This window comes from Microbacterium terrae, from assembly GCF_017831975.1.
GTDB classification, from domain to species: Bacteria; Actinomycetota; Actinomycetes; order Actinomycetales; family Microbacteriaceae; genus Microbacterium; species Microbacterium terrae.
In genome coordinates this window covers 310,700-333,829 of sequence record NZ_JAFDSS010000001.1, presented here as the reverse complement: position 1 = coordinate 333,829, position 23,130 = coordinate 310,700, and the positions used below count along the sequence as shown (strand labels likewise).

17 protein-coding genes, 3 tRNA genes and 2 pseudogenes are annotated in these 23,130 nt (G+C 68.1%); 2 read left to right on the top strand and 20 right to left on the bottom strand.

Annotated features, from left to right (window positions below; genetic code table 11):
- Nucleotides 1–62: 62 nt before the first annotated feature.
- The 3 genes from JOD63_RS01490 to JOD63_RS01480 form a co-directional block, all read right to left on the bottom strand.
- Complete coding sequence (locus tag JOD63_RS01490) at nt 63–1,595, bottom strand: ABC transporter substrate-binding protein (protein ID WP_045277147.1); 1,533 nt, start codon at nt 1,593–1,595, stop codon at nt 63–65.
- Nucleotides 1,596–1,766: 171 nt separating this feature from the next.
- Nucleotides 1,767–3,512 carry a carbohydrate-binding protein gene (locus tag JOD63_RS01485; RefSeq protein ID WP_169748424.1) on the bottom strand — a complete coding sequence of 582 codons (1,746 nt, stop codon included), beginning with the start codon at nt 3,510–3,512 and terminating at the stop codon, nt 1,767–1,769.
- Between the two features lie 226 nt (nt 3,513–3,738).
- Nucleotides 3,739–5,694 (bottom strand): hypothetical protein, encoded by a 1,956-nt coding sequence (locus JOD63_RS01480; protein ID WP_052682629.1) that lies wholly within the window; start codon nt 5,692–5,694, stop codon nt 3,739–3,741.
- A gap of 220 nt (nt 5,695–5,914) precedes the next feature.
- Here JOD63_RS01480 and JOD63_RS01475 point away from each other — a divergent pair, with 220 nt between their 5' ends.
- A complete protein-coding gene (locus JOD63_RS01475; protein ID WP_169748423.1) occupies nt 5,915–7,438 on the top strand; it encodes an MFS transporter in 1,524 nt (507 codons plus the stop codon).
- Nucleotides 7,439–7,617: 179 nt separating this feature from the next.
- On the opposite strand, the gene JOD63_RS18365 is transcribed toward JOD63_RS01475, so the two are convergent.
- From JOD63_RS18365 to JOD63_RS01430, 10 genes and pseudogenes are all read right to left on the bottom strand, one after another.
- On the bottom strand, nt 7,618–7,875 hold the full coding sequence (locus JOD63_RS18365; RefSeq protein ID WP_456152480.1) for an alpha-L-rhamnosidase C-terminal domain-containing protein: 258 nt from the start codon (nt 7,873–7,875) through the stop codon (nt 7,618–7,620).
- Between the two features lie 6 nt (nt 7,876–7,881).
- Nucleotides 7,882–8,385: pseudogene (locus JOD63_RS18360) on the bottom strand (alpha-L-rhamnosidase-related protein); the annotation flags it as partial.
- Between the two features lie 83 nt (nt 8,386–8,468).
- Nucleotides 8,469–9,143: pseudogene (locus tag JOD63_RS18320) on the bottom strand (family 78 glycoside hydrolase catalytic domain); the annotation flags it as partial.
- Nucleotides 9,055–9,729: a family 78 glycoside hydrolase catalytic domain gene (locus JOD63_RS01460; RefSeq protein WP_271180708.1), complete on the bottom strand. Its 675-nt coding sequence runs from the start codon at nt 9,727–9,729 to the stop codon at nt 9,055–9,057. The pseudogene JOD63_RS18320 and the gene JOD63_RS01460, both read right to left, overlap by 89 nt.
- A gap of 300 nt (nt 9,730–10,029) precedes the next feature.
- Complete coding sequence (locus JOD63_RS01455) at nt 10,030–11,052, bottom strand: tyrosine-type recombinase/integrase (RefSeq protein WP_169748421.1); 1,023 nt, start codon at nt 11,050–11,052, stop codon at nt 10,030–10,032.
- A gap of 185 nt (nt 11,053–11,237) precedes the next feature.
- The gene (locus JOD63_RS01450; RefSeq protein WP_211088163.1) at nt 11,238–11,432 is read right to left on the bottom strand and encodes a helix-turn-helix transcriptional regulator; all 195 of its coding nucleotides are present in this window, start codon (nt 11,430–11,432) and stop codon (nt 11,238–11,240) included.
- A gap of 212 nt (nt 11,433–11,644) precedes the next feature.
- A tRNA-Met gene (locus JOD63_RS01445) sits at nt 11,645–11,718 on the bottom strand.
- Nucleotides 11,719–11,751: 33 nt separating this feature from the next.
- Nucleotides 11,752–11,823: transfer RNA gene (locus tag JOD63_RS01440), tRNA-Thr, on the bottom strand.
- 54 nt (nt 11,824–11,877) lie between these two features.
- Nucleotides 11,878–13,374: a M23 family metallopeptidase gene (locus JOD63_RS18140; protein ID WP_245618065.1), complete on the bottom strand. Its 1,497-nt coding sequence runs from the start codon at nt 13,372–13,374 to the stop codon at nt 11,878–11,880.
- A gap of 377 nt (nt 13,375–13,751) precedes the next feature.
- Nucleotides 13,752–14,555, bottom strand: coding sequence for an inositol monophosphatase family protein (locus JOD63_RS01430; RefSeq protein WP_045277392.1), 804 nt, complete (start codon nt 14,553–14,555; stop codon nt 13,752–13,754).
- 66 nt (nt 14,556–14,621) lie between these two features.
- Here JOD63_RS01430 and JOD63_RS01425 point away from each other — a divergent pair, with 66 nt between their 5' ends.
- The gene (locus tag JOD63_RS01425) at nt 14,622–16,220 is read left to right on the top strand and encodes a phytoene desaturase family protein (RefSeq protein ID WP_045277143.1); all 1,599 of its coding nucleotides are present in this window, start codon (nt 14,622–14,624) and stop codon (nt 16,218–16,220) included.
- 19 nt (nt 16,221–16,239) lie between these two features.
- Here JOD63_RS01425 and JOD63_RS01420 read toward each other — a convergent pair whose 3' ends face one another.
- From JOD63_RS01420 to JOD63_RS01390, 7 genes are all read right to left on the bottom strand, one after another.
- On the bottom strand, nt 16,240–17,388 hold the full coding sequence (locus JOD63_RS01420) for a hypothetical protein (protein ID WP_052682622.1): 1,149 nt from the start codon (nt 17,386–17,388) through the stop codon (nt 16,240–16,242).
- Between the two features lie 299 nt (nt 17,389–17,687).
- Nucleotides 17,688–17,769, bottom strand: a tRNA-Tyr gene (locus JOD63_RS01415).
- A gap of 99 nt (nt 17,770–17,868) precedes the next feature.
- The gene (locus JOD63_RS01410) at nt 17,869–18,777 is read right to left on the bottom strand and encodes a PfkB family carbohydrate kinase (RefSeq protein ID WP_045277142.1); all 909 of its coding nucleotides are present in this window, start codon (nt 18,775–18,777) and stop codon (nt 17,869–17,871) included.
- On the bottom strand, nt 18,777–19,286 hold the full coding sequence (locus JOD63_RS01405) for an FBP domain-containing protein (protein WP_045277390.1): 510 nt from the start codon (nt 19,284–19,286) through the stop codon (nt 18,777–18,779). The genes JOD63_RS01410 and JOD63_RS01405 overlap by 1 nt, the downstream gene beginning before the upstream one ends.
- Nucleotides 19,287–19,342: 56 nt before the next feature.
- Nucleotides 19,343–20,248, bottom strand: a complete 906-nt coding sequence (locus JOD63_RS01400; RefSeq protein ID WP_045277141.1) for a bile acid:sodium symporter family protein — start codon at nt 20,246–20,248, stop codon at nt 19,343–19,345.
- A 77-nt stretch (nt 20,249–20,325) separates the two neighbouring features.
- Complete coding sequence (locus JOD63_RS01395) at nt 20,326–22,215, bottom strand: alpha-amylase family glycosyl hydrolase (RefSeq protein ID WP_045277140.1); 1,890 nt, start codon at nt 22,213–22,215, stop codon at nt 20,326–20,328.
- A 23-nt stretch (nt 22,216–22,238) separates the two neighbouring features.
- Nucleotides 22,239–23,129 (bottom strand): sugar ABC transporter permease, encoded by an 891-nt coding sequence (locus JOD63_RS01390; protein ID WP_045277139.1) that lies wholly within the window; start codon nt 23,127–23,129, stop codon nt 22,239–22,241.
- Nucleotide 23,130: the final 1 nt, after the last annotated feature.

The following is a 23,130-nucleotide window of genomic DNA, read 5'->3' as shown; positions in this document are numbered from 1 at the left end:
GGACCTCTCCAGGTGTGGTGGGCTCCTCCGCCGCGGAGAGACCGCGGCGGAGGAGCCGCAGTTCAGTTCTTCGGTTCGAAGCTGAACAGCGACGGGAACATGTTGGTGGGCCAGTACTCGAACGTGGTGTCCTCGCTGACGCCGAAGCTTCCCTGCACGCGGAAGAACGGTGCGAACCATCCCTCGTCGACGATGTACTGGTTGAGCCCGTGGGCCGCGCCGGCTGCTTCGTCCTCGGTTCCGTTCTGCATCTGATCGATGTACGCGTCGACCTCATCGCGCTGCGTCTTGAACGGATTGAACACGGCGTTCGGGGCGAGCAGGATCGTCGCGGTGTTCCAGTCGGGAGACTGTGCGAGCGACATCCACGTCATCGGGTACTTCGGCGTGAGGATCGACGTCAGGAACTGACCGGTCCCGGGGTCCTCGTAGGTGACGTCGATGCCGATGTCGGCGAGCTGCTGCGCGACGAGGTCCAGGGTCGTCTGGAATGTCGCGATCGACGGCATCGTCACGGCGAATCCGTCCGGGTACCCCGCCTCGGCCAGCAGCGCCTTCGCCCCTTCGGGGTCGTACTCGAAGGTGGAATCCAGGGATTCGTCGAATGCGTCCCACCCGGGCTGGAACACCTGCTCGGTCACAGTCCCGTGGCCGTCTTGCATCGCCTCGAGGAGTGCCTCGCGATCGAAGGCCATGTTGATCGCCTGACGGACCTTCGGATCGGCGAACTGCGGCGCCATCTCGCCGTCCCTGTCGAGGATCATCATGCCCTGGAAGTCCAGCTCGGTCGACTCGTACGACCAGCCCGCTCCCTCGACTTCGGCGAGCGTGTTGTTGTCGATGGGGGCGCCGTCGGCCTCCCCTGCGAGGATCGCGTTGAGGATCGCGGTTGCTTCCTGCATCACATTGATCGTCAGAGCGTCGTACTTGATCGCGTCCTGGTCCCAGTAGTCGGGGTTCGCCTCGAAGACGTATGTGGTGCCCGTGACAGTGGCGTCGGTGTCGAGAATGTAGGGTCCGGATCCGACGGGGCTCGTGGCGACGTCGGGGTCGTCGAAGGAGTCGGGCGACGCGATCAGTCCGCCGGCGATCGCGAGCTGCGTGAGCAGGGCGGGGTTCGGGGCCGGCAGGGTGACAGTGACAGTGGTGTCGTCGACGGCGGCATATTCCTGGCCGATCATCGTCCCCGCGACCTGCGAGGTGCCGTCACGGAGGCGCTCGAGACTCGCGACGACGGCAGCGGCGTCGACCGGTGCGCCGTCCGTGAAGGTGGCGTCATCGCGCAGGGTGAGGGTCAGCACCGTGTTGTCGTCGTTGTACTCCCACTCGGTCGCCAGCGCCGGCTCGATCTCGCCCTGGGCGTTCTGGCGAAGAAGCGTGTCGTACACCGCCTCGAAATACGCGCTGCGCGTCCCCCACTCCGCACCCGCGCCGATGTCGAAGCTCGTGGGTGACGAGATGGAGATGAGGGTGAGCCGCTCGCCGCGCGCGCCGTCCTCTGAGTCCGTTGCGGGCTCTCCGCCGCTGCACCCCGTCAACACCAGGGCCGCGGTGGCCGCGAAAGCGGCTGTCGCGGCGATTCTCCTACGGAACATCCTTGTCCTCCTTGTCGGCGACATCGTCGTTGATCGCCCGTGCGATGAGAGTAGCACTTATTGACCGATCGCTAAGTAGATCTTTCTCCGGTGACGACAGCGGCTGCGGCACCCGGTTGAGGATGCCGCAGCCGCTGTCGAACCGCGCGTCGACGACGCGCGGTTTCGCGCCTAGCCGATACCGCCCAGGTCCTCCCAGGGGCCCCTGGGGTCACCGGGCTCTTGGTTGCGCGTCCACCACTTGGCCTTCCAGCGCCGATCGTCGTGAACGACGATCTCCCCTCCGGTGTAGATCCACGAGTTCGTCCAGGCCAGGACGGTGCCATCGGAGGTCTCGATCGCCTCGCCGATCTCGGCCCACGCGCCGTAGGGTGATGCCCCCGGCGTCTGCCCGCTGACCCACCACTGCGCCTGGAACACCTTTCCCTCGTAGGTCACGAGGTCGCCCTCTCCGTATGTCGCCGACGGTTCGTACGGCGGCCGCGCCGCTTTCTCACGCGCGTCGTCGAGGAAGTCGCCGACCGCGGTCATGAGCAGGGGGATGTCGAATGCCGCACGACTGCCGTGAGGAGCGTTCTCGAAATACACCGACGTGACGTTCTCGTCCCCGAGCACCGCCACCGCCTTCTCGTCCATCACCTTGCTGTGCCATACGGGGACGGTCGCGTCGTTCTCTCCGTGAGTGAGGAACAGCGGAACGTCGTCAGCCGTCAACTGGTGGTACGGGCTTCCGAGCGTCTGCATCTCCGTCGTGCCCGCCGTGCCTGTCACGGCCAACCCCATGATGTTGTCGACCAGGTCCGACGGCCCGAAGTAGGACACCATCGCCTCGACGTCGCTGGAGAAGTCCGCGTTGCCCATCGAAAGGTCCTCGTGCGCAGCACTGCCGTTCGTCGTGCCGAGGAGCATGGCCAGATGACCTCCCGCGGACTCCCCCATCGCCCCGATGAAACTCGTGTCGAGGCGGTACTCATCCCCGTGTGCACGCAGGAACCGGACGGCGGCTTTGAGATCCTCGATCATCTGCGGATAGCCGCCGACGATCGTATCGCCCTCGGTGCGGCTGAGCGTGTAGTCGGCACTGACGAACGCGTAGCCACGTGAAAGGAGGTACTCCTTGGTGTCGGCGATGATCACCGCAGACTTGTCGAAGTACTGCCAGCCGCCTCCGTGGATCCAGAAGACGACGGGATAGGTACCTTCAGCATCCGGCACGGTGATGTCGATGTAGTTGAAGGGATTGGGGTCGTCGACGGTTGCGATGTCCCTGAAGTCCGTACTCGGAACCGGCTCCCACGTCGGATCCTCGCCAGGGGTGATCTCCCCATAGACCCATTCGACGTCGATGATCTCCACGCCGGTGCCGAAGTGCCCGAACACCGAAAGCACGCTGTCGGCTTCGGAGAAGAGCGCTTTGTCACCCTCATACGTAGCCGTCGTCACCTCGCCGACGGCGAGCGCGCCTGCGTTGCGCCCCTTGGCGAAGAAGATCTCGCCGAGATAGGCGTTCTCCCCGGTGGCATGGGTGAGAAGTTCAGGGGCCGTCCCGGCGTACTGCGGGAATGCGCCCGAATAGTCCATGGCGAAGTCGCCGGCCTCGTGCGCACCCGACGAGAAGGTGACCGCATTCAGCGGGAAACTGCCGCCGATCGACCCTGCCGCGACGAGCTCGTATGACACCTCGAACCCAGTGATGAGCTGGTAGTCATCTGGGGCGGTCGCAGCGGCGTCGATCCAGTGCACGCCGTCAGCCCGATCCGTGACGCCGTCGCTTGCGGCGACTGCCGGCGCGCCGGGAACAAGCAGCGCGAGAATGACCGCGGGAACAGCCAGCAGGCCCACGGAGTTCGCAGCGCGCGGCGGGAGGGGTGCCGCGGACGACGTCGTCGGGCGGCTATTCGAGTGCGGCGTCTTCATGTACTTCCAACGGAACGTCATTGCTCTCCTTGGGGACGTGAGGCGACATGGGGACGCCGCCCGGTTTCGCCAGCATAACGTTCTACTGAGTGATCGCTAGGTACAATTTTCGAAGCAGCACCCTGCTCGACTGTCGACGCAACGCGGTGCGCCGCACTCCGAAGCGAGAGCCGCGCCCGCCGAAGCTGATCCTCGAGCGCGCGCCTCTCCTGCCCACTGAGGGCGCTCAGCGCTCTCGATCGGTCACGTCTATGCGCACCCGGGCAAGGTTCGGAATGGCGCCGAACGGGTCGTTCGCGTCCCCGGTGCGATGGGACGCGATCCGCACCACTGGGAAGTACGTGCCAGGCGCATCGAAGGTCCACTCCAGATCGAACCGGGTGGCGGCGCTCTGAGCGAATCCAGGGGCATCGAGCCACTCGCTCGATCCGTCGACGTTCCACTGCGCCCGCACGATCTCCCCGCCGCCCGGCGCGACGGCCGCCACAGTAGACAGGACGACCGAATCGCCGACTGCGAGCGATCTGCCGCTCGCCGACAGGGCGACGTACGGCTGGATCCCGAGGCGATCCGCCGCCGTGTCCGGCAGCGTCACCTGGCCGTCGGCGTAGATGTACGAACTCGTCTCAGGCGGCTCGATCCCTCGCTCGACCCAATCCACGACATCCCGCAGCGCCTGGTAGTACATGGGGTCGTAGTGGACGATCCTCTTGAGCTCGGCTTCGACCCTCGGCCCGTTCAGGTGCTCGGCGTTGTCGGTGAACCAGATGCGCAGGTCGTCGGCGCGGCCGCTCTGCTCGGCACGGCGCCGATACCACTCGGCGTGCCAGGGAAGAGCCCCGCCGTCGACGAGATTCTGCACCAGGATGATCTTCCCGGCGAAGGCGCCCGAGTATTCGGCTCCCCCGGTCGTTCCTGCGGCGAACATCGGACCGACCTCGATCGGCCGCTGCGGCCCCTGAGGCTCGCCGAGGTCGTCACGGTAGGCAGTCCAACCGAGATAGGTCGGATCGGAGGGAACCTGGTATCGGTAGTACGCGCTGAGTGCCAGGAACCAACTGTTGTCGATCTCGACCTGCAGCGGACCCTGCGGCCACCGTGCACCGTCGACCGGGACGGGGAGCACGACGCGATCGCCCCGGAGCATTCCGCCGACGAGCAGCGTCGAGTCGACCTCATCGCCTGCGATCAGCGACAGGTCGAACGCGGTCGCCCCGAGTCGGCTCGGAATGTCTTCGAGCATCACCGCCGCGACCGCGCCGGACTCGTCGCGCACGACGTCCGCCACCTGGACGCGCACGTGGACGCGGAGACGCCGAAACAGATCCCCCAGCGGCGAATCCTCGACACCGAGGTATCCGGGCGTCGTCCAGAAGTCCACCACATGGTCGGCGTCGATCGCTTTGACTGCGCCGCCGAGCGCGTGGAACAGCCCGAGGCCCGACATCGGCTCGAAACCCTCCCAGGAACGAGGAGGGATGCCGAAAGCCGTCAGTTCGTCGAAGACCTCACTCTGCCAGGCCTCGAGGACCGCCTCGGGCGCACGATCAGCCCCTGGCCGGACGGCATCCCTGAGGGCCTCCAGCCGATCACCGAAGACGAGTCCCCCGAACACGCCCGCCAGAATGTTGTTGGGAACGCTCACCGGCAGAGCCATGACGAACGGAACAGCCCCCTGCCAGACGCCGGCAGCGCCCTCCATCGCCCCGATCACCTGCATCGATCCGCCACTGCCGCCGTAGATATAGCCCGCGATCGATTGGGGCTCGACGCCGTAGTAGTCCGCAGCCACGCGGCGCGAGAACTCTGCCGCAGCAGCTTCGTGGCGGATGCCCGATCGTCCGGTCGCCTGCACGGTGTAGCCACCACTTGAGGCTCCGAAGGCAATGTCGGGTGCGAGCGCCTCCTCGGTCTGCAACGGGTACAGGTACTGGAAGAATCTGCCCTCCCATGCCTCCCTGGGCGGAAGGCTGATGACGAACCTCACGTCCGTCCCCTCGAAATGCCCTTCGACACGACGAAGCAGCACAGGCTCGATCACGTCGGTCTCGGAGTCGATCACAGGCTGGTCGTACTGGGGCTCACGGGCCGCACCGAGCGCCGCAGCCGCCGCGGCTCGCTGCTCGAGCGCAGCGTCCGTCGGCGAAGCGCTGCTCGCTCCCGCGTCGTCAACACTCGTCATCGGGCATCTCCTCACTGCGGCCGGGTGACTCGATCGCCCCGCTTCGGCCGCGCGGCGATCGGGGCGATCGAAGCCCACCCGTGCGGGTCCGCCGACCCTCTCGAGCGATACTGGAAGAACTTATCTAACGATAATGCAGTGGCGCTTGGCCGCGCTTACCGAACGGTGTACCGTTTCGACACATTCCCGCGATGACGCGGGTCACACCGAAGGATGGACGATGGCGTCACCTGAAGCACCCCCCCAGACGAGGCCGACCGCAGAAGAGCGTGAGGCGGAGCGCGCCCTGAAGAAGCAGGACCGTGTCTCTATCTGGAAGGCCATCCCGTGGTCTACCCCGACCATGTCGATGAGCGCGCTCGTCTCCATGACCAGCTTCTTCACGATCTACGCGACCGACACGCTCCACCTCAACATCGCGGTCGTCGGCGGGCTGCTCGTCGCCGTGAAAGTGATCGACGCCATAGGCGCACTACTCGCGGGCTACCTGGTCGACCGTGCTCCCGAGACGCGCTGGGGCAAGGCTCGCCCCTTCGACCTCACCGTCATCGCGTGCTGGGCATTGACAGCGTTCATGTTCTCTGCCCCGGGCGCGCTCGGCGACGTCGCGAAGTACGTCTGGATCTTCACCTCGTACCTGCTGCTCACCGCGCTGTTCATGCCCCTCTTCGGCGCCAACAGCCCGCTGTTCACCTCGCGCGTGTTCCCCCGCCGCGAGCACTACACAGACATGGGCGCGAAGGGCGCGATCGTGGTCGTCGTCGTCTCGATCTGCATCACGATCGCGATGCCCATCGCCATCGGTCAGGCCGGCAAGGACCCGGCCGCCTGGTCGCTGGTCGCCATCAGTATCGCCATCCCCGCGACCCTCCTCGGTCTGGTGCGCTTCTGGCTGTTCCGCGAAGACCCCAAGGCCGCCGTCGTCACCGAGACCGCCGTGAAGTTCAAGGACATCTTCCAGGTGCTGCGCCACAACCCGTACATCTGGGTGCTGTCGGGACTCGCTGCTCTCAGCGGAATCTACGGCGGCATCGCCGCCGGGACGTACTACTTCCGCTACATCGTCGGCGACATCTCTCTGATGGGCGTCGCATCCGTTTCGGGCATCGTCATCATCCCGATCATGATCGCCCTGCCCGCGCTGGTCCGCCGATTCTCAATCTCACGGCTCATCGCATTCGGCTGTTTCATCGGCACCGCCGGGTTCATGCTGATGTCGGTCGCAGGCTCGAACCTCGCGCTCATCATCGTCGCGGGCCTGATGACGGCGATGTCCGCGCTGCCGGTCGCGTTCCTCGCCCCGATCCTCGTGCTCGACAACTCGACCTACAACGAGTGGAAGGGCCTGCGCCGCCTCGAGAGCGTCGGCGGCGCTGTGTTCACCTTCGCGACCACCGTCGGTGGCGCGCTCGCCGTGGGTATAGCCGGCGCGGTGCTCTCGCTGTCGGGGTACGACGGCAGCCTCGACACGCAGGGGCCCGCCGCCATCGCCGGCATCGTCGCCGTCAACAGCTGGATCCCCGGCATCCTGGCCTTCACCACCGGACTGGTCGCGCTCGGCTACGACCGCTTGGAAGGCCGGATCAAGGAGATCAGCGTCGAGGTGCTCGAACGCCGCGCCACTGCCGCGACGGCCGCCGGCGACGCATCCGCTCCTTCGGACGAGTTGGGCGGCACGGAAGCAGTGCGCACCATCCGAGCCGAATCCGGCGCCCCCTTCACGAAGGACCTCAGCGACGACTGACGAATTCGGCCTGCTGTCCAGCGGGCGCGCACTCCCAGCGAGTACGCGCCCGCTGCGGCATATACGCGAGCGTCACCCCGCCTCCAGCCGGCATGACAGTCGCCCAGCACAAGACTTCCGCGACGGCTCGACCGACATCTCGACACGAAGCGGTAAGGGTCCATTGCTCTGACGCGCGATCATGCGGCGATGACGAATCGGTGCTGTCCAGACCCGACGACCACCTTCTGCCCATCGGGAAGGAGCACATCCGCTTCGACACCACCGGGAATGACGCACTCGAAGACGATCGAATCACCCTCGCGTCGCCAGGCGGACTCGATTCGCCCGCGCCGGGAGTCGATCGCCCCACGGGCCCACTCGAGGCCTGGACCGGGCGTGGGCTGCAGGGTGACGCGCGAATAGCCCGGCTCGGCGGGCCGGATCCCGGCAACCACTTTGTAGAGCCAGTCGACGACCGCGCCCAGCGCGTAGTGGTTGAAGCTCGTCATGTCACCCGGATTGACGCTTCCATCCGGCAACAGGGAATCCCACCGCTCCCAAATCGTCGTGGCGCCTAATTCCACCGCATACAGCCACGACGGGTTCTCGTTCTGAAGCAGCAACGCGAATGCGCTATCGGCGTGCCCTGTCTCCCACAACGCCCACACGACGAACGGCGTACCGGCGAACCCGGTTCCCGAACGGAATCCGCCTTCTCTCACCAAATACTCGAGACGATCGCCGGCGTACGCTCGCTCATCCGGCTCGAGGAGTCCGAAGTGGATCGCGAGGGCATAGACAGCCTGCGCGTCGGACACGATCCGCCCGTCGTGGCGCACATATGCGCGGCGGAACGCCGCCCGCGTCTGATCCGCGAGTCGGCGCCATCGTTGCGAGTCGGCGCGGTTACCGAGGACTTCGGCGGCGCGCGCGGCGAAGTCGGCGCTGCGGTAGAGACTGGCCGTCGCGATGACCGCCGGACTCGCTTACCTTCCCGCGGCTTTTCCGGCGGCGCCGTCGGATCCAGCCAGTCTCCGAGCTGGAAACCCTGGTCCCAGAGCCCGTTCACGGAAAGCAACGGGATGATCGACTCGAGATGCATCACCATCGCCGGGTAGTGCATGGCCAGCCGCTCGACATCTCCGTACGCCCACCACAGTGCCTCAGGCACCCAGATCGCCGCATCACCCCAGATGGCGGTCGGACTGAGTGTGTGCGCAAACGGCGCGAATGCTTCCGGTGATGCCAGAGAGAACAGGTCCGGCACCACGAGTGGCACGTAGCCATTCGCTCGCGTATCGGCCTCGAGGTCCAGAAGCCAGCCATGCAGGAAGTCGGCGCAATCGAACTGAAAGGTTGCGGTTGAGGCGAAAACAGCGAGGTCACCGGTCCGCCCGAGCCGTTCGTCTCGCTGAGGGCAGTCAGTCGGCACGTCGAGGAAGTTGCCTCGCTGCCCCCAGACTGCGTTCTCGACGAGTCGGTCGACTCGTGGGTCAGAGCACTCGAAGTATCCCGTCCGCGTCATCCTCGAATGAACGACCACCGCCTCGATGTCATCTTCGGTGAGCTCGCCCGGGTACCCGCTGACCTCCGCGAAGCGAAACCCATGGAATGTGAGCGTGGGCTCGAAGACGTCATCCCCACCTGTGAGCACGAACGTATCGGTGGCCTTCGCCTCTCGCAGCGGTCGCGTCGCGAGTTCGCCCCTCCAATACCTCGGCATGGCGGACCGTCACACGAGTGCCAGGTTCACCCCGAGCGCGCAGCCGAACCCAGCCGACGAGGTTCTGGCCGAAGTCGATCACGGGCGAACCGGTCGAGGAAGACGAGATGGAAACCGGCCGCAATGCTTCATGCCTAACGATGGGCGGTTTCACTTGTGGCACCAGAACTGACGAATCGAATGGGATCTCGACCACCTCGAGCCAGCGTCCGGCCAGTGTCGCGTCGATCACCTCTCCGTCATAGATGCTGTTCTGTCCGACCGCGGATGTGTGAGCACGCCAGTCCATGCTCGTCGCGACGTTCGCGCTGGTGGTGTCGGCATACTGGATGAGGATTTCGGCCGCGAAGCCCACCTCCGACCCGTAGTCGATTCCCATCTTGACGAAGCCCAGACCGCCGCGCCACCATCCGTTCCCCACGAGGACCTCGACCAGTGCCCCATCTCGGATCATCAAGGTGATGTCGACTTCTTCCACTGCCAAACGGTGCGGATACGAGGACCATCCCGGCGCTAGTACCGCCTCGCTGACAGGGACACCATCGATGCGCACCTCGTAGACTCCGTGGGCTGTCGCGCGTAGCACGGCCCGCGTCACCAGCGATGACGATAAGCGAAGAGTGGTCGCGAGCACTTATGACTCGACTGAGCCCGTCACCCCGATCATCGGCGCGCTCAGGAGCGGACTCGCCGGATCTGTCGAGAGGGCGGGCGCTCCGGCGGGTGCGTTCATGATGGATCTTTCGTAACGAGAGTCAGGCGCGGTCAGCCAAGGTTGCGGCTGCGCACCGTCCAGTAGCGAAGTGACGCAAGCTCGGCATCCATGCCCCAGCGAAACCCGCGCCGGCATCCTCGTCATCGTGCCACGCCGGTCTGGAGTGCAGTCTCAATGTAGTCGGGGTCGCCTTGGGGCTTCGAGCGGTCCGAGCCGCTGGAGCACGAGCGCTGAGACGGCATCGACCGCGTGGCTCGGCTCGACGTAGTGATCCCGTGTCGTCGCCGGGGTGGAGTGGCCCAACACCTCGGCGGCTGTCTCGATATCCAGCCGATTCGCGAGGAGGGTCGCCCCCGTGCGCCGGAAGGCGTGCGGCGAGATCTCGGCCTCGTCCAAACCAACTGATGCGAGCATCTCGCGGAACGTCCGACGCACGTTGTTCGGTGTGAGCGGCGTCCCGTTCCGCGTGAAGAAGACCAGGTGATCTTCGGGAAGACCCGCAAGCAGAACAAGGCGACGTCGAAGCACTTCGGCGACGAACGCCGGTATCGCGACTCGCCTCGACTCACCCGTCTTCGTCCAGCCTTGGCGAACGACACCTCTGTCTCTGCGAACGACGATCGTGCCCGCGATAGTTACCGTGGGTATCTCCGAGGTCACGTCGACATCGCACTTCCGGATCGCGAGCGCTTCCCCAATGCGGGTTGCCGTGCCGAGCATGAACTCGATGATGTCTCGAACCTGACCATCGGGTCGAGGACCGAGTACCCCGGGTCCCGTCCGCCACTCAGCCGCAGCTCGGCGGATCAGTTCGATCTGTTCGGGCGTGAGCGCCTTCGGCACCTGCTTCGGCTTCTTGAGACGCGAGGTCTCCTTCACAGGGTTTCGAGCGATGATCTCGCGTCGCACGGCGAACCCGAGGACCATACTGAGAATCGTGCGGGAGTGCTTCGCCCGGGCGTACGACCGCGAACGTTGCTCCTTCAAGAACCGCTCGATCCGACCGACGGTCACCTCGCGGACCGTGAAGTGCTGGAATGTCGGCTGCACGAGTGACCGCAGTTCGCGCTCGTAGACCTCCTTGGTGCCATCGGATCTATCCGAATCCATGCGCAGGTCTTCGAGCCACGCGTCCGCGAGGTCAGCGAAGGGCGAGTCCGCGGTGAGGGCTCCGCTTGTGTCACCAGCGCGCATGCGTTCTGCGATGCGCGCCTTCAGGGCGGAGCGCGCCGCGCTGGCAGACTCACTGGTCGCCGACACTTGTCGGGTCCGGCCGTCCCAGTCCCTCAATCGTGCGGATGCCCGAAACCGCCGAGGTGCCACCTCGCGAGTGGTGATCTCTCCGAAGGTGCCGATCGGCAGGCGCGGTCGCCCGGCCATCAGAACTCAGTACCCCGGGCCGCGGCAGCCGCACCCTCACGCCGGCCATCGAGCCAGGCCCGCACGTCCGAGACCCTGAATCGTAGCCCTCCACCGACCGGTATCGCGATCGGACCACGCCCCTCAGAACGCAAGTCGTAGATCGTCTGCACCTTGACACCGAGGTAAGCGGCGAGCTCGCTCGTCGTGAGCATCTGCTCCAACCCGAGCGCGGAAAGCTGTTCCCTGTCCATGCCGGACAGGTGCGCCAGGTCGTCCCAGACGAGCCGAGCGCACTCGAACCCTCGGAGCCGAAACGCCGCGAATCGGTCCACACCTGTGGAAAGGCGGTGAATAAGTGCTACACACATCAGATCTCTGTCCCTTCAGATGGGACAAGAAAGCCTGATCAGGCTATATATTGAAGTAGCAGGAGCGGGGCTTGAACCCGCGACCTCACGATTATGAGTCGTGCGCTCTCACCAACTGAGCTACCCTGCCATACCGCATCCACTGTCGCGAGCGGATGCTGCGAGCCCCGAGTCAGGATTGAACTGACGACCCCTTCCTTACCATGGAAGTGCTCTGCCACTGAGCTATCGGGGCGTGCTGCCTTCGAAAAGGCAACTAGAAGAGAATACCAGAGCTTAGGCGCTCTCTTTAACCGAGCTCGTCCCTCCCGGCGTTCTCGCGCAGCCACGGCATCGGGTCGATGGCCGTCGTGCCGTTCATGAGGAGCTCGAAGTGGGTGTGGGCGCCGTACGAGCGGCCGGTGTTGCCCGTGCGGCCGAGGATCGTGCCCACCGTGACCTTCTGACCGGCGGTCACCTGGAGCGAGCCGTACTGCATGTGCGCGTAGTGGCTCGAGATCAGCTGGCCGTCGATGACGTGGTCGATGATCACGTGCACACCGTATGCGCCGCCCGCTTCGGACGCGACGCGCACCGTGCCGTCGGCGATCGCCTGGATGGGGGCGCCGTTGCCGGGCGTGAAGTCGATGCCCTCGTGCATGCGACCCGAACGCCAGCCGAAGCCGTACGACATCGACACGCCGACCGCGAACGGCCACTGGATCGCAGCGGTCGGGTCGTTGACGAACAGGTTCGAGAAGTTCGAGATGCCGGCCTCGCTCGCCATCTCGGCAGCCGTGGTCGTGCCGTAGTTCTCGCTGCGCTGAAGCGTGTCGCTCTCGGCGGTGGCGGGGGCGACGTACGCCTGGATCTCGTCGCCTTCAGGTGCGACGTCACCGGGGGCGACGACCGACATTGCCGCCTGGTCGATCCCGGATGCCGCGGCCACAGCCGTGACCGGGGTTGTCATGCCCACGGTCAGCAGTCCGACCACGCCCATGATGCCCATCGAGAACGACGCGGCGGTGACGCGCTTGAACGATGCGCCGGTCATCCGCGACCGCCGAGGTGCGGTGTGAGTCCGCTCGCGAGCGGGCGCCTCGTCGCCTCCAGCCGCGGCGTCGCCGTCGACCGACTCGGCGGTGGCCTGCTGCACGGGGGTCTCACTCGTGAAGGAGAAGAGACGGGCGGATGCCTCGAACTCGTCGATGACCGGGGCGTGCGCTTCGTGCGTGTCGGCAGTCGGAGCCGCGTGCTCGGCAGTCTTGGGCGCCGCGCCCATCGAGTCGGTCGATGCGGTCGAGATGGGGGTCGTCTCGACGAGTGTCGTCGATTCCGTCGCTGCGGGCTCGAACGCGACCGGGGTCGTGTCGACGACCGGCTCGATCAGTTCGAACGCGGCGGTCGGAGTGGCGACCGGCTCGACATGCGGAGCGGAGGGCGCGGAGGAGTCGAACGCCGTCGCCGTCTCGGCGGAAGGCATCCGGATCTCGGCGAGGAACGCAGGCTCGGCACGCGGCGGCTCCACCGGCGCCACCGGGGCGATCTCGGGGATCGCGACGGTGACCGGCTCGGCGTCGAGCGGGGCGACGACGCGGCGAGCACGTCTGCTCCCCACCTCGGGAGCGGATGCGGCGGCCGGAGCCACCGAAGCGGGCGTGGCCGTGATCGGCGGGGTCGGAGCTACGGGGGCGATCGCCTCGGCGACGGTGACCTCGTGGTGGTCGATCGCGGCCGGAGCCGGGGTCGCCGTGACCGGTGCCGTCGGCTCCGCAACAGACGATGCCGCAGCCGTCGATGTCACCACGGGCGCGGCATCCGAAGTCTGCTTGGGGCTTCCCCAGACGATCGCCGGACGATCAGCCGACCCCTCGGTCGAGCGACGCCGCATCTCCGCGCGCGAGACCGAAGCCGTGTCCGCCTGCGCGAAGGGCGCGAGGATCGGGCGGCTCGACCGACGCGTGGGCGCGTCGGCAGCCTGAGGGGCTTCGGGGAACAAGCGGAATGGAGCTCTCGGTCGTGTCGCGGGGGGCAACGGTACGGTCGTTCGGGCGAGGTACTCACCTTGCCGTTCGGGCGGCCAAGGTAACGATCGGGTAAACACTACCCCGGGGCGTCTGGGAATGCCATGTGCGGCTCGGGTTCCGCGGCGATTCGTGCGGAATCTTCACAAAACCGAAACCCTCAGACCGCGAGCGCCGCTTCGAGCAGCCGCGGAAACAGCTCGGGACCGGCTGCGACAGTCATCACCCGCGACGGCGTGCCACCCTCTCCCCCGCCTCCGACCAGACCCCCCGCCTCGGTGACGAGCAGCGCGCCGGCGGCGTGGTCCCAGGGGTGCAGACCTCGCTCGAAGTAGCCGTCGAGACGCCCCGCTGCCACGAACGCGAGGTCGAGGGATGCCGCGCCGATGCGCCGCAGGTCTCGCGAGAAAGCCAGCACCCGGCCCGCGCGGGCGAGGTCTCCCGCGTGCGTCGACGGGTCGTAGCCGAACCCGGTGGCCACCAGCGCGCCCGACACGTCCGGTGCCGGGGTGACCGCCAGGCGCGCGCCGTCGAGATGCGCGCCCTCTCCCCGTGCGGCGTGGAACAGCTCACCACTGGCGGGGTTGAAGACCGCCGCGGCCTGCGCCGTGTAGTGCGCGGGGTCAGGCTCCCCCGAAACCGCGGCGATGCTCACCGCGTACGCGGGGATGCCGTAGGCGTAGTTGACGGTGCCGTCGATCGGGTCGACGACCCACGTGATGTCGGTGGTCCCGCGCTCGGCGCCCGACTCCTCGCCGAGGAATCCGTCTCCGGGGCGCTCCTCGGCGATCCTCCGGCGCACCAGATTTTCGACCTCACGGTCGGCCTCGGTGACGATGTCGGCCAGCGTCGACTTGGTCGCCGCGATGGAGACGCCCTCGGAGCGCCGCCTCCGCGCGAGTTCCCCCGCCTCGCGGGCGATGTCGATCGCGAGTGCCTGCAGGTGCGCGGGGGTGTCGGTCATGCCGCCACGGTATCGGGCGAAGATGAACACGATGCGCGTCGAGGTGGTGCACCGTACCGTGGTCGCATGGATGCCGGCACCCGAGACCCGATCCGCGACGTCGTCATCGTGGGCGGAGGCCACAACGCGCTCGTCGCCGCGGCATATCTTGCGCGAGCGGGCCGCACCGTCACGCTGCTGGAGCGCCTCGATCACGTCGGGGGCGCCGCCGTCTCGGAGCGACCCTGGGACGGTGTCGACGCCCGTCTCTCGCGCTACTCCTACCTGGTGAGTCTGCTGCCGCGGCGGATCATCGATGAACTCGGTCTCGACATCCGGCTGCATCGTCGCCGCTACTCGTCGTATACGCCGGATCCCGCCGATCCTCGTCGCGGCATCCTCATCGACACCAGCGACCGCGAGGCGACGGCCGAATCGTTCGCGCGCGTCACCGACGACGCGCGCGAGGCGGAGAGATTCGCGGCGCTCACCGACCGCCTCGGTCCGCTCGCGACCGCCGTGTTCCCGACGATGACCGGCCCGCTCCCTCGGGCCGGCACGATCCGGCGAGCCGTCGGCGATGACGGTGTCTGGCACGACATCGTCGAGGCTCCGCTCTGCTCGATGCTGCGCGCATCCCTCTCGACCGACATCGCCCGCGGCATCGTCCTCACCGATGGACTCATCGGCACCTTCGCCGCGTCGGACGAGTCCGACCTGCGTCAGAACCGCTGCTTCCTCTACCACGTGGTCGGCGGCGGCACCGGAGACTGGGACGTGCCCATCGGCGGCATGGGACAGGTGTCGGCGGCGCTCGAGCGCGCGGCGCGTGCGGCGGGTGCCGAGCTGCGCACCGGCGTGGAGGTGACCTCGATCTCACCCGACGGCGAGGTCGTCGCCGCCGACGGCGAGCGTCTCGCGGGACGGCTCGTCCTCAGCGGCGTCGGCGGCGCCGTGCTCGACCGGCTCGTCGCGGCGGGTTCGGGAGTGGGATCTCCGGTCGACGAGCGGTTGGCGCCCGAGGGCGCGCAGCTGAAGGTGAACATGCTGCTGCGGCGACTGCCCCGCCTCCGGGACGACCGGGTGAGCCCCGAAGCCGCCTTCGCCGGCACCTTCCACATCAACGAGACGATGAGCCAGCTCGACGCCGCCTACGACACGGCGTCGGGCGGCGGCATCCCCGATCCCCTTCCCGCCGAGATCTACTGCCACTCGCTGAGCGACCCGTCGATCCTCGGGCCCGCGCTGCGCGCCTCAGGCGCGCACACGCTCACCCTCTTCGGCCTGCAGCTGCCGCACCGGCTGCTCGCAGGACAGGATCCGGATGCCGCGCGCGCAACGCTCCTCGCCGCCGCTCAGCGCTCTCTCGACTCGGTGCTCGCCGAGCCGATCGAGGACTGCATCTTCGAGGCGCCCGATGGAAGCGCGTGCATCGAGGCGCGCACCACGGCCGACCTCGAGGACTCGCTCGGCATGGTCGGCGGCAACATCTTCCACGGCGACCTCTCGTGGCCATGGGCAGGCGACGACGAGCCGCTCGACACCCCGGCCACGCGATGGGGCGTCGCCACCGCGCACGAGCGGGTGCTGGTGTGCGGATCCAGTTCGCGTCGGGGCGGCGCCGTCAGCGGACTCGGCGGGCACAGCGCCGCGATGGCCGCGCTGGAGCTGCTCGCTGCGATGTGACCGACACGCTCTTGCGCGCTTACGAGCGAGGCGGCAGCGGCGGTGGGGGCGGGTAGCCCTCGTACCCTGCGGGCGTCGGCAGATCGGGCGTCGGGGACTGCTCCGGGCGGGGTGGCTCCGCCGTCGAGGCGGGTTCGGAGGCGACCGGATGCTGCGCATCAGGCGCCGGCTCGAGCTCGCGTTCGGCGACCTGGGGCTCGGGAGCCTGCTCCGCCTCGGGCACGAACACGTGCGCCCCCTCCGACGGGTAGCCGGTGTAGTAGGCAGCCCAGTCGGGCGACCCGTCGGGGAGCATCGGCAGCGGGGTGCGGCCGTCGGCGAAGAAGGGCCACGGAAGGAGTTCGTGCTCGGCGACGGGCACCTGAGCGACCGGCGGGGCGATCGGCGAGATCCCCGGGTGCGGTGCGGGCGCGACCGGGGCGGCGGCGGGCGGGACCGGAGCGGCGAGCGCGGGCGCCGCGCCGTACGCCGACATCGCCGGCTGAGCACCGTACGGAGGGTGCGCCCCGTACGCGGGCACGGCGACGCGCTTGGGCCGTCGGGGCGCGAACAGCACGTTCACGAGCGGGATCAGGGCGGTGCCGACGGCAGCGAGGATCGCGACGGCCACCACGATGCGCCAGTAGATGTCGGCGAAGCGCGCCCACTCCGACAGCATCAGCGGCACGACGAGCAGGGCCGTCAACGCGACGACGAGCCCGATGGTGATGACCACCACGGTCTGTGTGAAAGCGGTGACGTACCGCTGGAAGGCCTTCATGTAGAGCCGCACGTGGAGCAGTGCGAGCTGCAGGATGAGCACGATCACGAGGAACTGCACGAACCGGGCGGACCCTCCCCACGGCGTGCGGTCGGGCATCCAGATCATGACCGACCCGATGAGGAGCGTGACGATCCACGTCGCCATGCTCGCCAGCGCGAACCACGCGGGCCGGCGCGGGGCGAGGTGCGCGTCGAGGATCGCGACTCCGGCGAAGCCGACGAGGAGCAGGATCGTCAGGAACGCGCGCCCGACGATGCCGTTCTGCGAGCCGAGCAGCACCCACACGACGCACACGAGCGCGGCGGCGATGAGGGCGCCGATCGCGACCCAGATGGCGGCGCGCAGCAGCGGCGAGGGACCGTCGTCATCGCGGGTGGTGACCGGGATGCCGGGATCGGAAGTCATGGGGTTCCTCTCTGTCGCGGGCGCGCCGCACGCCCATCCTGACACGTGCGGCGCAGTGCGCACCCGCTCCATTCCCCGCTACCCGAGAAACGACTGAAGGGCCCCGCTTCGCGGGGCCCTTCAGTCGTTCGGTGGCGAGTGAGGGTCCCCCGGCTCCTCCACGCCCCGCTGCGCGGGACGCGGAGCCTCGGCCGGTGGGCCCATCGAACGACGCGGCGCGACGCGCCGCTGTTCGAATCCCGCACAGTCCGATGAAACGACTGAAGGGCCCCGCTTCGCGGAGCCCTTCAGTCGTTCGGTGGCGAGTGAGGGATTCGAACCCCCGAATGCTGAGCAGTCTGATTTACAGTCAGATCCCTTTGGCCGCTTGGGTAACTCGCCATGCGCACCCGCCCGGCTTTTCCAGTCGACCGGAGGCGCGATGCACAATCCTACTCGGTGTCTGCCGATGCCTGAAATCGAGTTCGACGCCCGCGCGCGTCACGTGCCGATGCGGTCGAGATCGAGGTCGGCGAGAGCCGACGGCAGCCGCAGCAGGGCGCCTTCGAAGCGACAGGTCGCAGCCGCGGCATCCATCGCCTCTCCGAGCAGCGCGTCCCACTCCGCACTCCCCCGCGGCACGTCGTCGATGAGACCCGCGATCACTGCGGCGAACGCGGCATCGCCCGCACCCATCGTGTCGACGATGCGCCCGGGCAGCTGCGAGATCGGGCGCCTCACGACGACATCGCCCGACTCGAGGCTCGCTCCTGCGCCACCCGCCATCGCGAGCACCGCCAGCGCTCCCCAGCCGACCACGCGCTCACGCAGCGCGTCGATCGAGTCCTGGTAGAGCAGGCGGGCGTCGTCGTCTCCCACCTTGACCAGCGCCGACCGGCGCGCGAGCCGCTCGAACGCCGCGGCGAAGCGCCCGGCGTCGTGCATCATCCCGGTCCGCGGGTTCGGGTCGATCGCGAGCCGCGCCCCGGCGAGCGCCGCCTCGAACTCGGCGACCTGCTCCTCGTCGTCGAGGGCCATGCAGCTGACGACCACGATCGGCGCCTCGGCGAAGGCCTCAGCCTCACGCGCACCGAAGCGGATGCGCCGGCGCTGCGAGGCCGCGTTGAACACATACGTAGGCTCGCCGCCGCCCGTGCGCACGCTCGTCGCCCGCGCGGTGCCGTGCGGCGAGGGTGTGGCGATCAGCTCGACTCCGAAGTCGGCGAGGTACGCCCGCACGCGTGCCCCGTCCTCGTCGTCGCCCACCATCGCCACGAGCGTCGACGGGACGCCGAGCCGGCTGAGCCCCACCGCCACGTTGAGCGCGGCTCCGCCGACGAACTCGCGGCGGCCGCCGTCGTCCCGCAGCTCGTCGATGAGGGCATCGCCCACGACCACCACTCGACCCATCAGCCACCTCCGTTGGTCTCGTGGACGCCCTCGAGCACCCGCTCGACGAACGCCCGGGTGCGCCGGGTCGTACCGTCGATGCGCATGTCGACGCTCGCGCGCACCTCGTTGGGCGCCAGCGGCGCCGCCAGCCGCACGTTCTCATGGCAGGAGAGGTCGGTGCAGATGTATGTGCCGACGCTGTCGCCCTGGGCGCCCGCGTCTCCCGCTTTGCGCGCGGTGAAGAGCGAGACCTGATCGCCCGGCTGCATCGTGTGGCAGAGGTTGCACATCGCGGCGCGTGCGCGGGAACTGCCGTCGGCGCGGCGCAGCACGATGCCGCGGGGCGCACCGCTGACCTCGGCGATGACGTAGCCGCGGGCACGGGTGCGCGGGTCGGACCACGCGTAGAAGTCCAGGTGGTCCCAGTCGACGAACGGGAAATCAGCCGGCAGTGCGACCAGTCGCAGGTCGTCGGTCGAGGCGTTCACGAACGATGAACGAACCTCATTCTCGGTGAGCGGACGCATGACACCTCCTCGCGCGGCCCAGTCTACGAAGCCGCGCGGCCGGTCGGGGCCGATCGTCACGCCGGAGCGGTCTCCTCGGCGGCATCCGTCTCGTCGATCTCGCCGGCATCCGCCCCCGCGCGTTCCCGGATGAGGAAGCCGAATCCGAACGCGATGAAGAACATCAGCACGCCGTACACCGCGGCCGGCAGGCTGAGCTCGTCCGACCCGAGCACCGACACGGCGATGACGATGGCGAGGGTGGCGTTGTGGATGCCGATCTCGAACGACGCCGCGATCGACTGACGCCGACCGACCTTGATCAGCCGCGGCACGAGGTAGCCGACGCTGAGGCTGATCACGCAGAAGACGATCGTGATCACCGAGAGTCGCGCGAAGTTCTCGACGAGGAGACCCCAGTTCGACGCGACGGAGCCCGCGATCACGACGACCAGGATGACTACCGAGGCGATGCGCACCGGCTTGTCCATGCCCTTCGCGAAGGCGGGCCAGAAGCGGCGCACCAGCATGCCGGCGGCGACCGGGAGCAGCACGATGGCGAACACCTCGAGCGTCTTCGCCCACTGGAGCCCCAGCTGGTCGTCGAAGGGGTCGAAGTAGACGATCGCGAGGTTGGTGATGATCGGCAGCGTGAACACGGCCATCACCGAGTTCACCGCCGTGAGCGAGATGTTGAGGGCCACGTCGCCCCGGAACAGGTGGCTGTAGAGATTCGCCGTTGTGCCGCCGGGCGAGGCGGCGAGCATCATCATGCCGACCGCGAGCACAGGCGGCAATTGGAACAGGAGCACCAGCCCGAAGCAGATCGCCGGCAGCAGGATGATCTGGCAGAGCAGGGCGACGACCACCGCCTTCGGCTGCTTGAGCACACGGGCGAAGTCGCCCACCGTGAGGCTGAGACCCAGCCCGAACATGATGATGCCGAGGGCGATGGGAAGCCCGATGGTCGTCAACGGTGACATGGCACTCAGTGTGCCGGATGCTGTGACCCGGCGTCACTCCCCTGTGGAGAACTCGTCACGGCGGTGGGACCCGCCCGTCAGGCCTCCGGGGCATCGACGCCCGGCAGCATCCACACCGCGAATGCCGGCCCCTCCGCCGAGAGCACGACAGCGCCGTCGTCGGCGACACCCAGGGTGGCGTCGCCGAACACGGCATCGGCGCCCGCGGCGCCGATCACCGCACCGGCGGGCAGTTCGACGTCGACGTCGCCGCGGGCGGCGAGCACGAGCGCCGACTCCCCCGCGCTCTCGCGGACGAACGCCACCGCGGCGTCGTCGACGTGCACCCAGCGGAGGCCCCCGGTCGCGAGCACCGGGTGCGCGCGACGCAGCGCGATGAGGTCGCGGTACAGGGCGAGGCGCTCCGCGACCGCGGCATCCGTCTCGCTCCCCCACGGGATCGGGGTGCGGCTCGACTCGCCGTCGGCGCCGGTGAGGCCGAACTCGTCACCGGCGAACACCACGGGGAGGCCGGGCATCGTCATCGCGAGACCGACCGCGACGGGGATCGTGCCGGGTGCGGCATTGGTGGCGAACCGACCGGTGTCGTGCGTGTCGAGGGGCTGCATGTTGCCCAGCCGCACCCGCCACGGGATGCCGCCGGTGAACCGCGTGACCGCCGCCGCGAAGTCGCACCCGGTGTACCGGGGGATGCCGCCGACCGGCTGCCCGAAGAACCAGGCCTCGGTCTCCTCCTCGCCGTCTGCGGTGAGATACGGCTCACCCGTCGGCTCGGACAGCCAGCCCCACACCGGTCGGGTGAACGACGGGTAGGTCATCGCCCCGTGCCAGCCGTCGCCCTGCAGGTCGCTCGCCGCGTCGTTGGTGGACTCGCCCAGCAGGATCGTGTCGGGGTTGATCTCGATCATCGTCTGGCGCAGCAGCCGCCGCACCTCTTCGTTCAGGTCGACGTCGCCGAGGCGTCCGATCATGTTCGCGACGTCGATGCGCCAGCCGTCGGTGGCGAACGGCGGCTTGAGCCAGCGTGCGACCACCGAGTCGGGTCCGGTCACGAACCGCTCGCGCAGCTCGGGCGACGACCAGTCGAACTTCGGCAGGCTCGGGTAGCCGAGCCACGAGACGTACTCGGTGTTGCCGTCGTCGGTGAAGCAGTAGTACTGCGCGGTGTCGGCCCCGGGAGTGCCGTGCGCAGCGCGGAACCACTCGTGACTGTCGCCGGAGTGGTTGCTCGTGAGGTCGCCGATGATCCGGATGCCGCGGGCGTGGGCAGCCTCGATGAGACGCACGTACGCCTCGTCGCCGCCCAGCAGCGGGTCGACCCGGTCGAAGCTCGACGCGTCGTAGCGGTGGTTCGACTCGGCCGGGAACACCGGCGTCAGGTAGAGCAGGTTCGCCCCGAGCCCCACGACGTGGTCGAGCCTGTCGACGATGCCGTCGAGGTCGCCGCCGTAGAACTGCTGCGAGCGCGCGGGCATCACCGGGTTCACCGGGTCGCCCCAGGCTGCGGGGATCGCCCACTCCGGAGTCGGCCGCTCATCGGCGGCGGCCGATCGGGCGAACCGGTCGGGGAACACCTGGTACATCACCGCGTCGTACAGCCACGCCGGCGGCGCGGGGTACGCCACGAGCGCGAAGTCCTCGGCATCCAGCGTCTCGATGCGGTGGATGCCCGTCTGGTTCAGCCACTCGACCGTGCCGTCTGCGTGCTGCAGCATCCAGCGATACCCGTGACGGGGGTTGCGCACCGTGACCGGCGCCTCCCACCAGTCCCAGCCGGCTGCCGAGCCCACGCGCACGGCGTCGGTCCACTCGGGCTCGTGATCGGGGTTCGAGCGGGTGCGCACCGCCGTCAGCGGCGCGTACCCGACCGGAACCCGCAGTCGCACGGTGACCACGTCGCCGAGGCTCGGCGCGAGATCCGACACGTGCAGGGGCGAGCCGTCGTGGTGAGGCGTGAGCGCGGTCATGCACCACATGATGGCACGCCCGCTCAGCCCTTCGTCGCGCCGGCGGTGAGCCCGCCGACGACGTACTTCTGCAGCAGCAGGAACACCACGACGACCGGGATGGCCGCCATGACGGCGCCTGCCGAGAACGCCGACCAGTCCGCGTAGCGCGGGTTCGAGACGAGCTTGGTGAGGCCCACGACGAGCGTCTGCTTCTCGGGGTCGATCAGCATCACCGAGGCGATCACGTACTCGTTCACGATGCCGATGAACGACAGCAGTCCGACGACCGCGAGGATCGGGGCGACGAGCCGCAGGATGATCGTGAAGAAGATGCGGGCGTGCCCGGCGCCGTCGATCTTCGCGGCCTCGTCGAGCTCCTTCGGGATCGTGTTGAAGAAGCCGTACATGAGATAGGTGTTCACGCCCAGCGCGCCGCCGAGGTAGATGAGGATGAGCCCGCTCAGGGTGTTGAGCCCGATCGCCGGGAACCAGTCCCCGATCGCGCTCATCATGAGGAAGATCGCGACGACGGCGAGCAGCTGCGGGAACATCTGCACGACCACGATGGTGACGAGTCCCACGCGGCGGCCGGTGAACCGCATCCGCGAGAACGTGTACGCGGCGAGCGCTCCGATGAACACCATCGTGAAGCCGGTGACCGTCGCGACGATGAGGGTGTTGAGGAACCACATCGGGTACGGCACCTGCGGGTCGGTCAGCATGCGCACATAGCTGTCGATGCCGATGCTCGAGAACAGCTGGTTGCTGCCGGTGAGGGTGCCGGCCGGGTTGAGCGATGCCGAGAACACGTAGAGCAGCGGGAACACCGCGAACGCCGAGACCGCGATCGCGACCGCGTGCCGCCATCCGGTGTCGGAGAACCAGCCGCCGAAGCCGCGCCGGCGCGCGGGAGCCGAGGTCATCTCGGTCATA